Origin of the sequence: Paraburkholderia atlantica, from assembly GCF_009362785.1 — a bacterium.
In the GTDB taxonomy this organism is placed as follows: Bacteria; Pseudomonadota; Gammaproteobacteria; order Burkholderiales; family Burkholderiaceae; genus Paraburkholderia; species Paraburkholderia atlantica.
Genome location: NZ_WHNQ01000075.1, coordinates 1 through 13,365, shown reverse-complemented (window position 1 = coordinate 13,365; position 13,365 = coordinate 1). Strand labels below are relative to the sequence as shown.

Sequence of the window (13,365 nt, the reverse complement as noted above, 5' to 3'; positions counted from 1 at the left end):
CAGTGCGATGCTCGAGCAGTGGTGTACCAACGTGATGCGCTCCAAGGTTGAACCGATGAAGGAGGTCGCCCGCATGATACGCAAGCATTTCGACGGCATCGTCGCATGGACCCAGACGCGCCAGACCAACGGCTTTCTGGAAGCACTCAACGGCCTGTTTCAAGCCGCCAAGCGACGCGCTCGTGGCTACGCAAACCTCGAAACTATGCGCACCGTGCTGTTCCTGATCGCCGGCAAGCTCAACTTCGCGTCGATCAATCCGCACGCTGCATAACCCATTCAAATTTCAAAAGAGCCTTAAAAATGTCAGACTCGACACGAATCTGGTCTCCGATCGATTTTGCGAAAGACGGCAAACAGGTCGATTTTCTCCGACTTCCCATCTCAACCGACACCTCGGCTTATGGATGGATCCCGGTTCCCGCGATATGCGTCAAAAATGGCGTCGGCCCGACCGCCGTGCTCATCGCCGGCACTCATGGCGATGAATACGAAGGCCAGATTGGATTGATGCGACTGGCGAGGGGGCTGCGTGAGAGCGACGTGTCAGGTCGGGTTATCATTTTTCCATCGCTGAATTTCCCAGCGGTACAGGCTGGTCGCAGGGTCTCGCCAATCGATGAAGGCAACCTCAACCGGCTTTACCCCGGGCGTGCACATGGTAGCGCGACGGAGATGATCGCCCACTACATTACCCATGTCATTCTCCCGATGGCCGATCTTGTGGTCGACCTGCACTCGGGCGGTCGCTCTCTGGACTATCTTCCATGCGCCCTTGTTCGCGGCGCGAAGACAACCGCGGAAAACGAAAGACTCCTCGAATTACTCCGCGTCTTCGGAGTGCCTCTGGCAGAGTTCACCGACGGGACGGGCGGGGGCGGGAATACCACGCTGCCCGCGGCTGCGGGGGAATTGGGCATACCCGTTATCACTGCCGAGCTTGGAGGAGGCGCAACCCTGCGCCGCGCCGGTTCCGATCTTGCCGAACATGGTGCACTGAGGCTTCTTAAGCACATTGGTATTCTGGCGTCATTTGAAGCGCCAGATCCCGAGCCTGTCAAGATGATGAGTTGCGAGAGCATGGACCTCTTCGTCTACGCGGACAGCAGCGGCCTCTTCGAACCGCGGGTTGAGCTTGGCGACCAGGTTAAGGCCGGACAACTTGCCGGACTGCTCCACTCCGTAGATGATCCACATCGCCAGCCGCGGGAGGTTTTATTTCCCTCTTCCGGGCTGGTGGTCTGCAAGCGTCACTTGACACTGGCGACCCGTGGAGACTGTCTGTTTGGCCTCCTTCAGGATGCCGCCACGCTGCCACTTGGGAGAACCTCTTGCTGAGCAAACTCAATCCGAACATATGCGCTATGAAATGCGTCCGGTGTGGAAAGCTTCACCCGCTCGACGACTATTTCGAAGGCTGTCCTTCTTGCCTGCAGCGTGGCACGCCGGCGAGCGTCGCGCCTCACTACGCCGATTTTCCAGCAGTGCTTCATTCGGACAATATGGCAGAGTGGCTGTCGTATGGATGCCCCTCTGGCCTTGGTGAAGGCAACACGTCATTGTCGAGTCTGCCACGGCTCGCTGCCTCGCTGGGCATTGAATCCCTATATACCAAGAATGAGTTCGCGAATCCCACTGGTTCCCACAAGGACCGAATGGGCGCGATCGTCGCTCAACGAGCACTTGACATTGGTGCCACGACGATCGCGGTTGCCTCGAGCGGAAATGCCGGCGTTTCAATGGCGGCGTATGCAGCGCGTGCAGGCATCGATTGTGTCGTCGTGACGACGCCAGACATGAGCCCGAACTGGCGTAGAGCAATCGAGATACATGGCGCCCGGATCATCGCAATGGAAAGCTCGGACGATCGATGGGTGCTCATTGCACGACATACGAAGCGTGGCGACTGGTATCCGGCCACCAACTACCTTATGCCGCCTGTCGGGAGCAACCCGTTTGGCGTGGATGGATACAGGGCAATTGCATTCGAGCTATACCTACAATTTCCGGAATTTCCGCCTACCGACATAGTCGTGCCCACCGCCCGCGGTGACCTCCTGTGGGGCATCGCGAAGGCCTATCAGGATTTGCGGGACACCGGCCTGATCAGTTCAAGACCGAGGGTGCATGCTGTCGAACCGTTCCCGCGTATCGGTCGTGCCAGGGATGGACACGGCATGGTATGTAGCAGTTTCTCCGGCGACACAGCGATGGCGTCGATCGGAGGGAACACCGTCACCGTCCAGTCGTTGGTCGCCCTCGAGCTGACGGACGCCTCTGGCGTGTCGGTGACCGATGACGAAGCCCGCGATGACCAGCTTCTCCTCGGCAAGGAAGGGCTCTACATTGAGCTTTCGAGTGCTGCCGCCCTGTCCGGACTGCGAAAGTTATTGGCTCAGGGAAAGATCGGACCTCAATCACGCGTCGTCATGATTGCAACGTCACATGGTTACAAGGAACATCCAGAATTTGGTGCTCAACTGATAGCGAAAAGACTGCAGGAAGGTGAATTCGGCGAAGCGTCGATAGAAAATGACAAGTGAGAAACGGAGCAATAGCGTGATCGATCAAACTTCGATGGAACAACCGCGAGGCCACATATTGTTCCCTGAAGATCCGGCTCACTCACACGCGGGCATACTCGCGCGCTTTCTGACGGACCTGCGCTACGAGGACATGCCGGACGATGTCGTGCACAAGGCAAAATTGCTAACGCTCGACACGGTCGGCTGCATCATTGCTGGAACCGATACAGTTCTCGGTCAAAAGATCCTGGCTGCCTACGGAACAGGAGAGCAAACGGATGGCTGTAGCGTCGCAGACACGTCGTTGCGCCTGGCACCGTCGTTGTCCGGTAAGGTAGCAGCTCGATACGTGAGCTCGTCAACCTGCTACGTGCTTCGAGATCCAAATAATTGTCTCAACGTTGGAGATGCCGTCAGACCATTTTTCGACCATCGTTTTACCGTTCTTCAACCTCAGCCGCGGCTGGCTTCAGACTGTTGCCCCACTCTCTTCACACGGGAACCGCAAGCGAAGCGGCTGCTAACTGTGAAAATCGTCTCGACGCGGCGCATAACTGCGGCAAAGTCTCAGTTAGCGTGCCGCGCCTCGTCTTCCCGAAAGCCGTAAGCCGCGCACCGAATTCCCGGGGGAGTCAATTCAAGGTGCTGCAGTGACGGGGCGTGTGATGCGAGTTTAGGAATATTGCGTAAGGCGCGCACACGGTGCTGGCCTTCCAGTAGTGTTCAAGTTTCGCCTGAATTTCCGGCAACAACACTTTCAGCGCGGCGGTCGCGATACCCGTGCGATCGACTCCAAAGAATACTACGCGGTAGCTTCCGGGTATCGCTGCCGCCGAATTCAATCAGCTTCCATATACGTCGAACGTAAAATAACTATTGTCGATCCGGTCATATGTCCCGTCCTTTCGCATGTCCGAAATTGCCTTATTGACTTTCTCCCTTAGTTCCGTGTCCTCTTTGCGCATTCCGATGGCAGCACCCTTGTCGCTCGCCGGATCGACAATCTTGTCGCCCACGAATGCGAAGCCCACACCCCGCGGCGTCTGCAAGAAGCCGATTTGTGCCTGCACGTCGCCAATCAGCAAGGCATCGAGCCGGCCAACGGTCAAGTCCGCGTAGACTTGATCCTGATTCTGATACGGTACAACCGTGACGCCGTTCGGCGCCCAATGTTGCTTGGCGTATGTTTCTCCGACCGTCCCCTGCTGGACTCCTACGGTCTTGCCTTTCAGAGAGGCTGCTGTTGGCAGAACGTTTGAACCTTTCCTCGCGACAAGACTCAAAGAGGAGTTCCACAGCTTGTCGGTAAACGCGATCTGGTTCGCCCGCTGAGGGGAAATCGACATCCCGGACAAGATTGCGTCAAATTTCCGGGCCTTGAGCCCCGGGATCATTCCATCGAAGTCGTTTTCTACCCAGACGCATTTCGCGTGCAAGCGGGCGCAGATTTCATTTCCAATGTCGATTTCAAAACCGGTCAGCTTTCCACTGGTGTCCTTGGATTCGAACGGCGGATAGGTCGGGTCCACGCCAAACCGGATCGCAGACCAATCCTTGGCGTGTACCCCGATCGCTATCGACGAAAGTGCGAATGCAAAAAATAACCTCTTCATTACTGTCTCCAATACCTTCTTCAATATAAGTGTTAAATCGTTGGCCCATCGCTTTCTCTGCTGTTGATACACCAAGTTATGTCCATCAACACGAACTGCGAGAGCAGTATTTCGCGATACCTTCGATTCTCTTCTCCCTGCTTTCCGGGTATCCTTTCAAGGCGACGCGCTACTGCAGTGCGGTTCGGGCAAAAGTGAGAAGATCAAGAATCGGAAGAGTCGTTATCTCGCCGGCATCGTTGAAGACTCCATTCACGCCAAACGCTTCTCGCAATCGTGCAGCAAGTTCTTGCGCCATCTGTTCGCAGGACCAGCCGACCAGCTCACGATAGGCCGACGCCTTCTCCCATTCCGGCAAGTCGCCAACCGTCAGGAAGTGAGATCGCTCTGCTCCCGAGCAATCGCGCAGAAGTGGCACCAAGGACTTCAGGTCCCAAGTGATGATGCCAATTGGACGGTTCGTCATCTTCAATGCGAGGTCGAGGAATTCAAGTGCACTGGTGATCGAGGCCGTAGCAGCGTTTCCGTAGAGGCTTTGCCGCGAAGCACATATAGCCGCAATTTCCAATGATCAGTTGCACTTCCCCGTCCAGCTGTCCCGCTGCACAAGAGATGCCGTCCACGGCTTCAGGGGTAAGTAGCTTGTTTGAGCAGAATCTGCCCGTGCTGCTATTACGTTCCGAAACAGCCCCCAGAACGACGGGTCCCGATAGCGTATCCCCGTTGGCAGAATTTCGTCCGACGAATCCGATGTCGTATGGTCGCAAAGTCGTTCCACTTCTTCCGTAAGGACACACCCTCCCCGCGCACGGATGGCCCGACGCTAGCTCGCTGACGTGACGGCATCGTCCTGAGCGGACAGTCGCGGCCCGCGCGGGCGGGGTAGATACGCCGCGATGGTATACCTATTATACCCAGCGGATCGTTGATGTCCAAACTTGCTTTTCTGAGCCATCCAATGGTAGTCCTTAAGTCAGACGGGTGGTGAGGGCAACCCCGTCGGGATATGAGACGGATGCCTAGAATACTAGGCATCCATGGCTCTGCGAGATATAGTTATAACTTCTGCGGCTGCGCCGCAAAAGGGAAAAAACTTGATCAAAATACAACCGTCGCGATCACTGCATGAGTCAGTGCGGGAGGAGCTTCGCCGACGCATTGCGGCGGGTGCATACTCGTTGGACCTACCCATTCCTTCGACTGCCACGTTGAGCGAGGAATTCGGCGTCAGTTCAATCACCGTAAAGCGCGCCTTGCGTGATCTTCAAGCGGCCGGAGAACTGACCGCGGTTCCCGGAAAAGGAACGTATGTCAAGCGACAACAAAGATTGCTGCGCCAGCTTGACGTGATGCAGCCTTCGTTGCAGGACACGAGCATCCAGGCGGTTTCGGTTACGCGAGAGAAGATATCTGATCCGACAATGAACACGCTCGCCCCTCCCGATCACGTTATGCTCTGCATTCGGAAAACGATCTTGACAGATGACGCGCCGTTCATGTACGACATAACCTATCTTTCGCCTGAGATCGATAATGAGATTGTCGAGGAATTTGGCGCGCGGTTCGTAGTCGACGTGCTAAAGACGCACTCAATCGACATCCAAAAGACGCACATAGTTATCGATGCCGCACCTGCCGCTGGGGCAGTCGAAGGAATATTTGACGTCCCGAACGGATATCCCATGCTTCGCCGCCTGTACAGGATGGAAACGAGCGATCCGGGTATTACCGTCTACGGCGTGGTCCAAGCACCGTTCGATCGACTCGCATGTACGGTAGACTTCCCTTGAGTCATTGCTTGCGACAGCGGGGTCCACTGGTCAGGAACGGTGAATATACCAGAGGTTCAAGCCGGAAGGCCACTTTCGGTCGATCGCGCATGCTCCGGGACAGTCTAGCTTCCGCGGAGGACCTTCGCCGCCCGGATTTATTGAAGGCGGCGGGTTCGTTTGTGAGGCAGGTACGTAAGGCAGCTGATGGGCAGGCACCCGATATATCTTCAACCTACCTGAACGACCTTCGATAACAGCGTAATCGAGCGTACCTCGCCGGCATTGCGTGCGTACATTCTCTTCAGGCAGATAGCACCGACCGCTGCAGCGCGAACCCTGTCGGCGCGCTACGAAAAAGCAGTAGAGATTTCGCCCGACGTCATTCGCGTATCAGGTACCTGTCGCGGTTCTTCACGTCTTTGATCCAGTTGGGCTCACGCCCTGTCCGACCAGGTCGCGCCCGTCTTTGGATCATGATATTGGGGAGGCACGACGCCCCCTCCGGACGTCGCACGTCGTAGAACGTAATAAATCTGTCATCCATTGAAAGGCCGAGATCAAGAGATAAATGCTCTCCCCCAGGCTTTACCCTGTTCAGCGAATCAGTTTCAGCCATCCCCACGACGTCGACGCGCATGAGCACGCGTCCGATTTTTCGCTCGCCTGGTTGCAGAACTGGTCTGCACCAGTCATTCATCGGGATCAAGGCGAGGGGCCGGTGTCCTGGCTTTCACCCGTGGCTCATCGCAGAGCCCCAGAAAACCATCGCTACCAGACCGGTGTCCACGGGAGTATTCACCAATGATCGGCTTGCTGCGTCAGCAGTACCAGGCTCATTTCGGCTCATGGTCTGACGACGAACTCACACCGTGGGTCGTCGCCAATCAGCTCCGCAGCCCAGCCTGAGAATCACGATCTCCAGTCAAGACGTCGCTGCTGCCACGCTTACGGGCAAGCCTCTGGAATCTGGACAGTTAAGGCGAATCGCGCCGACCCATCTTGAGCGCATCAATCTGCGCGGGACGTTCAATTTCCCGGTGGCACGGTACGCGCGACGGATCCTGCCAAGTCTCGCGAGTGATCAGTTAGCCTCAAGCGCGAGTCGCCGAGCCTAGACAATGGGTAGTCAGCAGGTGCTTGATGGCAAAGGAACTTTATACAGGGCCACAAGGCAGACCAGCACCAGGCTCAGGTGCCTCTAACCGGACAATCGCAGCGAAGTCAAGGTCACCCCTGACGGTTCGGCGAGCATCCCAGACGCAGCGCTCAGCGACTGTGAGTCGCTAACCGGCCAGTCCGGGCGTCCATCCCCGATCAAATCCCGACGTTTGAATGTCTCATACACTTCTCGCCTGAAACGCACGACGCCGCGCGTGCTTTCTGCCGCGGACGAACGCGGCAGGAGCGTCTGCGGGATCGTCCAGAAGACGACGAAGCCGCGGGATGAGGCTGCGACCGCGAAGACAGAGCCCACTGGGTACTCTTCATCGAGGCCGACGGCGCGCCGCGTTCTAACGTTCTGACCGCGCTTTCTGCCCTTTTACAGATGCGCCGTCTATGAGCGGATTTGTAGCAGCAGCCGATGTGCTGACTAGTCTGATGACCTACTGGCCTCAGCCTGCAGGCTGAGTCACTTTGGTGAGCAAAGGTCCGAGATCAGCCCTTGAAGTGATGCCAGTCTTCGAGAAGATTCGGTGCAGATGGTATCCCGAACGACAGCCCGCGCTGTCCCGTTTGTTATCTAGATGACGTCGGCTGTAGGAATTCGTTCAATTGATTGCGTGGTTGTGCAATCACTTTAACCGTCGGCGGTCTCATTTTTGCAGGCATGCATCTTGTATGCGAATCGACCTAGCGGGCTGTTGAAGACTGAAACGATCCGTGGAGCAGATGGCAACGCCAAAGCGATGTTCACAATGGCAGCGCTGGATGACTTTGAGGCTACGAGCCTCTTGAGAGCCAAAGGTGGAAATACAGAGTATGCACGGGAAACAAGGTAGTGGCGAGGCCGCCGGACACCACGGGGAGCTTCTCCAGGGAATTTTTGAAGACGATACTGGTTTGCTGCGGCGTGGTTTAGTCTCCATGCCTTACCGGACTCTGAAGTCAAGGGCGGAGTTCCTGCCGAACGAGAAAATGCGAGAAGTAGACGTTTTTCCAAGGCGTTGCGAAAAAGCCAAACGCGCCGCAGAAATCACACTTGAGCGGTACTCGGCTGCGAGGGCGGGGGGGGTACTTGGGGTTACGAGCAATATCCCTGTTGCGCGTGGTATGGGGTCATCCACAGCTGACGTGGTGGCCAGCATCTTGGCAGTTCTTCAATCGCTTGATATCAACCTGCCGCCTAGCGATGTTATGCAAATTGCAGTAAGCGCTGAGGCGGCATGTGATTCAACACTATTCTCGCAGCAGGCAGTACTTTTTGCGCAACGAGATGGATTTGTGCTTGAGGCATTCAGGAGATCGATTCCTCCGATTGACTTTATAAGTGTGACTGCGGATACCGAACAGACTGTCAACACGCTTGATATGGAATTGCCCCAGTACAACTTAGAAGAGGTCGAGAAATTTCGACCGATTCGAGCTCTATTGCGTAAAGGGATTGATACGTCCGATATAAAATTGCTCGGCCGCGTCGCGACAGCAAGCACTTGGCTTAATCAACGATTTTTACGAAAGCCACGTCTACGCGATATTGAAGAAATTGGGCGACAATATGGTTCGGTTGGGCTACAGATAGCACACAGCGGAACGGTTATTGGCGTGATGTTCGATCCGGCGAGTGAAAGAACTGCGGAGAACATGTATTTGGCTACCCGTGAATTAGTGTGGTCAGGATTTGATGCTACTGTTATCGCGAATTGATAAAAACATTGGGAATACAAGGATGATGAATCGAAATATCATGCGAAACCTTGAGGATTTCGAAAATCCACGGATCGTCAGGCTGGATGCTAATTTTTATGGGGCAAGCTTCTTTCTGATGAAGCTGCTTCCGGCGCGGTTCATACTCGAACAAGCTGTGTCGGAGGGGCTGCTTAAACCGGGTGCCACCATCTGCGAGTCCTCCTCTGGTACATTTGGTCTAGCGTTAGCCATGTTAGCCGTTCAGTATGGCTATAAACTCATATTGGTAAGCGATTGGGCAATTGATCGTCACCTTAAAAGCCGCCTTGTAGAGCTTGGTGCACACGTAGAAATTGTGAACGATCCGGCACCACAAGGGGGGCTACAACAGGCTAGGCTAAATAGGTTGGCTAAATATCTGAAGGAAATCCCTGGCAGCTTCTGGCCGTCTCAATATTCTAACACCGGCAATCCACTGGCCTATGGTAAGTTCGCGGAACTACTGATCCGAAAACTTGGGAAAGTCGACTGCCTGGTGGGGCCAGTTGGTTCCGGTGGGTCGATGTCAGGCACTACTAGATTTTTAAGAGTGCCATTCCCTGAGTTACACGCTATTGGCGTGGATATGCCACATTCTGTTTTGTTCGGACAGCCCTGCGGAGATTTGGGGGATCTTAGTGGGCTCGGGGGGGAAATTGTGCCTTCCAACGTCGATCATCGGCAGTTTGACGAGGTTCACTGGCTGACGCCTGCAGAAGTGTTTCATGCAACTCATGAACTACATCGAGAACATGGGCTATTTATGGGTCCGACCAGTGGCGCAGCCTATAGAGTGGCAGATTGGTGGTCCAGGAAGAACCCCGGGAAAAACGTTGTGGCGATTTTTCCAGATGAGGGACACCGATATGTCGAAACTATTTATAACTATGAAGGCGACTGGCTTTCTTCTTTGTCCATTACGTCCGCTTATGTGCGGGAGGCACCGGTAACTGTGGAGGCACCCACGGAGGTGTTGAGCGGTTGGTCGTGTTATGCGTGGGGGAGACGAACACTTGATGAGGTTCTTTCTCGTGTCATTGAAGAAGAGAGGCCGGAGCTTGTCTCTCGACAGCAAAAACGGGAAGTCTCACAAGCAGTCGCCAGTGCCTCAGAAAAATCCTTTTGCACCGCACCGACCGCCCACATTGTCGCAGGCGATACCAGGCTGTTAGCATTGTCGTGTCTCGACAGTGCTACCGTCGCACACCTCAGGCTGGACGCCGATCAATGTCAATATGTCGACCCGTTGTACGTGGTGTTTTCAGAACTGAGCCAAAGCGAAAATTCGGAATTCGGGCATTGTTTTTCAGTCGTAGCGCATGACGATGTTGTAGGTTTTTTTGTCCTTCGAGAAAAGGCCGCAATGCCAGAATGGGCGAATCCTGACGCTATGACGATGCACAGCCTGCGGGTGGGCCGATCATACCAGGGTAAGGGGTACGGTAAAGCTGCGGCAGAACTAGCTATTGGTTGGATCGCGTCCAATCGCCCAAATGTCGGGCGTTTAATGCTTGCCGTCAATGCGCGGAATGTGGCAGCTAAACGCATGTACTTGGGCTTTGGCTTTAGAGATACAGGACTAACCTACTGCGGCCCGATTGGTATTCAGAATATTTTTGAATATGAAATTACACCAGAAAAGTGATTGCCTTCAACTGGCTTTTGACTGAGCATTTCTTGTCTCGGCCTAGGTCTAGTATTTCGTCCCAGAAATTACCTAAAGTAAATTCAGATTGGTCTATGATCGAATCACGGTGAGTTGGAGGCGATCATGGGACGCAAAGGAATCGAGGGTGTCGTGTCGGAACTGGGAGCGAGAACAGTTGCTGTCAATGAGCCGCTCTCGTTCCCTGCCTCACTCTCTGGCGCGCCGGGCAAAGATTGTCTTGATGCCCGCTGACGGTCATAGGAGTCAAGAAATTGCGAGGCAGTGCGAAGTAACACTGCCCGCAATTACGCACTGGAGGAAGCGCTTTGTTGCCCATGGACTTGCCGGTCTGCATGATGAAGCCCGTCCAGGCCGGCCTCGCACGCATGATGACGAAGCGGTCGCGGAATTGCTTGCGAGGATACTGCATGAGAAGCCGGACGGGGCAACGCACTGGAGCGTGCGCTCCGCTGCTGCGCAGACAGGGATTTCGAAGAGTTCGGTGGCCCGATATCTGTCGTTGTTCGGCGTACAGCCTCATCGGTCAAAAAGCTTCAAGCTGTCTAATGATCCCTACTTCTTGGAGAAGGTGCGCAATATCGTCGGGCTGCACCTGAGTCCGCCGATCAATGCCCTGGTGCTATGCGTCGACGAGAAGAGCCAGTGTCAGGCGCTGGAGCGTACGCAGCCGATGTTGCTGCCGATTGGGTTGGGCTATCTCGAAGGAGTGACGCATGATTACGTCCGGCACGGCACCACGACTCTGTTCGCCGCGCTCAATACGGCAACCGGTCAAGTTATTGCGCAATGTAAGCCGCGCCACCGACATCAGGAATTCCTGGCGTTTCTCAGTCATGTGGATCAGGCGATGCCTGCCGATCTCGATGTGCATCTGATCGTCGATAACTATGCGACACACAAGCATCCCAAGGTCAGGGCGTGGCTGACCAAGCATACGCGCTACCACATGCACTTCACGCCAACTTACTCAAGCTGGCTGAATCAGGTCAAACGCTGGTTTGGCCTGATTACGCAGGAGGCGATCCGTCGAGGGTCGTTCAAGAACGTGCGTCAACTCATCTCACCAGCATCGAGCGATATATCTTGCAGTACAACCAACACGGCCCACCGTTCGTATGGACAGCGACTGCCGATGCAATTTTCCAGAAAGTGGCTCGGTTATTCAAAGTTATTTCTGAGACAGAACACTAGGAGGCTCTTGAAATAGCTCCCGACGTGGTCATCGGACGGAAGCGGTAAACATTGAAACGAGGAACGGACAACACCGAGACCAAACGCTGCGCGGAGCGGACGGCCCTTATGCCGTCGAGCGAGTTGTCGCTCGTGCGAATCAATTTGGTTGATATGAAGGTGGATGGAGGAAAGGCTGCAGGCCAAGGGCAATGCACTCGCAGCGCGCATATCCCACAGATTGGGGCGGTCTTGTGACATGGGAACGGCGCTCGACGGCATACGACGCGCGGCCAAAGGCCGACCGGGTGTAAAGTTGACCACCCTGTTGCATCACATCTACGCGGTCGACCGCTTGCGGGCAGCTTACTTCCGGGGGGAGCGCAAGGGGCTGCCGGGCTGGACGGGGAGACGTGGCAGTCGTACGGACGGGACGTTGAAGGCCAACTTCTGGACCTGTCCGACCGGCTCGCCTGAGGGGCTTACCGGCCTCAGCCTGTCAGACGCGTGTACTTCGACAAAGCCGGCAGCAGCAAACGCCCGCTGGGCGTGCCGGCGCTGGAGGACAAGCTTGTCCAGCTTGCCACGGTCGAAGTACTCAATACGATCTACCACCCAGTGGAAACTCAATAGACGTCTATCAGGTTAGTGCAGTTTCATTGGTTCAGTGGAACAGAACATATGATAAGTTTACGAGCGACCGCGATTAAGGTTTGCATGTTTTGTGGAGTTTCTCTGAGTGAAAAAATGATAGCAAAGCGACTACACGAAAAAATTCGGCACGAGATAACGCGGCGTGTGGCAGAGCAGGAGTGTGCCGTGGGCGAGCGACTGCCGTCGATCTGCGAGCTCGCCGATAGTTTCGGTGTCAGTGTGACAACTGTAGGTCGCGCAATAGAGGATCTCCGTTCGACCGGGATAGTGGACTGCGTGCCCGGGCGTGGAATCTTTGTGAGGGAGAAGCGACGATTCATCCTTGATTTTGGCTTTTCGCTTACGCGTTCTGTCGGTCGGCAGCCCCCTGTTATTGAGCCACAGACCACGATAGTTTCCGTAACACGAGAAGAGCTCTCGAGCTTCGTATTCAGAGAATTTGATGTTCCAATTGAACCCATTTGCTGTGTCAGAACGTTGACGTCGATTGCTACAATGCCGATTGTGTTTGACACTCTATACGTGTCGCAATGCTTTGGCGATGATATTGTTGACGAGCTGGATAGGAAGTCGGTTGGTGATTTGCTACATGACCGTGGAATTCCCGTCGAAAGCTCAAGATTGCTTATACAAGCACGGCCTGCCTCGGATGAGGCGAAAGCTGTCTTTTCGATTCCAGAAGGATTTCCAACGCTACAGCGGGTTTATCAGTTAATAGCACAAGACCCAGTGGTCTCGGTCTTTGGGGTATCCGAGTCGCCGTTCGACCGGCTGGCATTGAGCTTCCCCTGAAATTTCGCCTTCCAGCAGGTCGTGTGTAAACTCGACCCAAAGGAAGGAAAGAAGAGATGTTCAAGGTACCAAAACAGGCGTACACGCCGGAGTTCCGGGCGGCGGCCGTGCAACGAGTCAAGGACGGGCAAGGCGTAGGCGCAGTGGCCCGCGAGTTGGGCGTGTCGGAGCAGACGCTGCGCAACTGGGTGAAGGCCGAGCAGGCCGGCAAACTGAACGGTCCCGGAGCGAAGGTGGTCACGCCCGAGCAGATGGAGCTCTCGCGGTTACGCGCCGAGAACAAG

The 13,365-nt window shown here is 55.2% G+C and carries 11 protein-coding genes and 2 pseudogenes; 10 read left to right on the top strand and 3 right to left on the bottom strand.

Annotated elements, in window-relative coordinates; all coding sequences use genetic code 11:
- The 4 genes from GCT19_RS38920 to GCT19_RS38905 all read left to right on the top strand — a co-directional run.
- The coding region (locus tag GCT19_RS38920; protein ID WP_193727467.1) for a transposase at positions 1–274 on the top strand (274 nt) is incomplete at its 5' end.
- 29 nt (positions 275–303) lie between these two features.
- Positions 304–1,338, top strand: a complete 1,035-nt coding sequence (locus GCT19_RS38915; RefSeq protein ID WP_018436509.1) for a succinylglutamate desuccinylase/aspartoacylase family protein — start codon at positions 304–306, stop codon at positions 1,336–1,338.
- Positions 1,332–2,543, top strand: a complete 1,212-nt coding sequence (locus GCT19_RS38910; RefSeq protein ID WP_051106770.1) for a threonine synthase — start codon at positions 1,332–1,334, stop codon at positions 2,541–2,543. The genes GCT19_RS38915 and GCT19_RS38910 overlap by 7 nt, the downstream gene beginning before the upstream one ends.
- A 16-nt stretch (positions 2,544–2,559) precedes the next feature.
- A complete protein-coding gene (locus GCT19_RS38905) occupies positions 2,560–3,132 on the top strand; it encodes an MmgE/PrpD family protein (protein WP_157646459.1) in 573 nt (190 codons plus the stop codon).
- Positions 3,133–3,367: 235 nt separating this feature from the next.
- Here GCT19_RS38905 and GCT19_RS38900 read toward each other — a convergent pair whose 3' ends face one another.
- Both GCT19_RS38900 and GCT19_RS38895 read right to left on the bottom strand, forming a co-directional pair.
- Positions 3,368–4,138: an ABC transporter substrate-binding protein gene (locus tag GCT19_RS38900; protein ID WP_018436511.1), complete on the bottom strand. Its 771-nt coding sequence runs from the start codon at positions 4,136–4,138 to the stop codon at positions 3,368–3,370.
- A 169-nt stretch (positions 4,139–4,307) separates the two neighbouring features.
- Positions 4,308–4,706, bottom strand: a complete 399-nt coding sequence (locus GCT19_RS38895) for a hypothetical protein (RefSeq protein WP_152854878.1) — start codon at positions 4,704–4,706, stop codon at positions 4,308–4,310.
- Between the two features lie 469 nt (positions 4,707–5,175).
- On the opposite strand from GCT19_RS38895, the gene GCT19_RS38890 reads away from it, so the two are divergent.
- On the top strand, positions 5,176–5,928 hold the full coding sequence (locus GCT19_RS38890; protein WP_227717743.1) for a GntR family transcriptional regulator: 753 nt from the start codon (positions 5,176–5,178) through the stop codon (positions 5,926–5,928).
- A 361-nt stretch (positions 5,929–6,289) separates the two neighbouring features.
- On the opposite strand, the pseudogene GCT19_RS44000 reads toward GCT19_RS38890, so the two are convergent.
- Positions 6,290–6,401 (bottom strand): annotated as a pseudogene (locus GCT19_RS44000) (H-NS family nucleoid-associated regulatory protein); the annotation flags it as partial.
- Between the two features lie 1,489 nt (positions 6,402–7,890).
- On the opposite strand from GCT19_RS44000, the gene GCT19_RS38870 reads away from it, so the two are divergent.
- The 5 genes and pseudogenes from GCT19_RS38870 to GCT19_RS38850 form a co-directional block, all read left to right on the top strand.
- Positions 7,891–8,775, top strand: a complete 885-nt coding sequence (locus GCT19_RS38870) for a GHMP family kinase ATP-binding protein (RefSeq protein WP_152854876.1) — start codon at positions 7,891–7,893, stop codon at positions 8,773–8,775.
- Positions 8,776–8,797: 22 nt separating this feature from the next.
- Positions 8,798–10,441, top strand: coding sequence for a pyridoxal-phosphate dependent enzyme (locus GCT19_RS38865; protein ID WP_152854875.1), 1,644 nt, complete (start codon positions 8,798–8,800; stop codon positions 10,439–10,441).
- A 126-nt stretch (positions 10,442–10,567) separates the two neighbouring features.
- A pseudogene (locus GCT19_RS38860) lies at positions 10,568–11,656 on the top strand (IS630 family transposase).
- A gap of 696 nt (positions 11,657–12,352) precedes the next feature.
- Complete coding sequence (locus GCT19_RS38855) at positions 12,353–13,081, top strand: GntR family transcriptional regulator (RefSeq protein WP_084598400.1); 729 nt, start codon at positions 12,353–12,355, stop codon at positions 13,079–13,081.
- Between the two features lie 56 nt (positions 13,082–13,137).
- Positions 13,138–13,365, top strand: a 228-nt coding sequence (locus GCT19_RS38850; protein WP_152854874.1) for a transposase, incomplete at its 3' end; no start/stop codon positions are given.

Excerpts from the sequence above, each read along its gene's own strand:
- GCT19_RS38900 (WP_018436511.1), bottom strand. The coding sequence starts at position 4,138 with ATGAAGAGGTTATTTTTTGCATTCGCACTTTCGTCGATAGCGATCGGG.
- GCT19_RS38855 (WP_084598400.1), top strand. The coding sequence starts at position 12,353 with ATGTTTTGTGGAGTTTCTCTGAGTGAAAAAATGATAGCAAAGCGACTA.
- GCT19_RS38890 (WP_227717743.1), top strand. The coding sequence starts at position 5,176 with ATGGCTCTGCGAGATATAGTTATAACTTCTGCGGCTGCGCCGCAAAAG.
- GCT19_RS38915 (WP_018436509.1), top strand. The coding sequence starts at position 304 with ATGTCAGACTCGACACGAATCTGGTCTCCGATCGATTTTGCGAAAGAC.
- GCT19_RS38865 (WP_152854875.1), top strand. The coding sequence starts at position 8,798 with ATGATGAATCGAAATATCATGCGAAACCTTGAGGATTTCGAAAATCCA.
- GCT19_RS38870 (WP_152854876.1), top strand. The coding sequence starts at position 7,891 with ATGCACGGGAAACAAGGTAGTGGCGAGGCCGCCGGACACCACGGGGAG.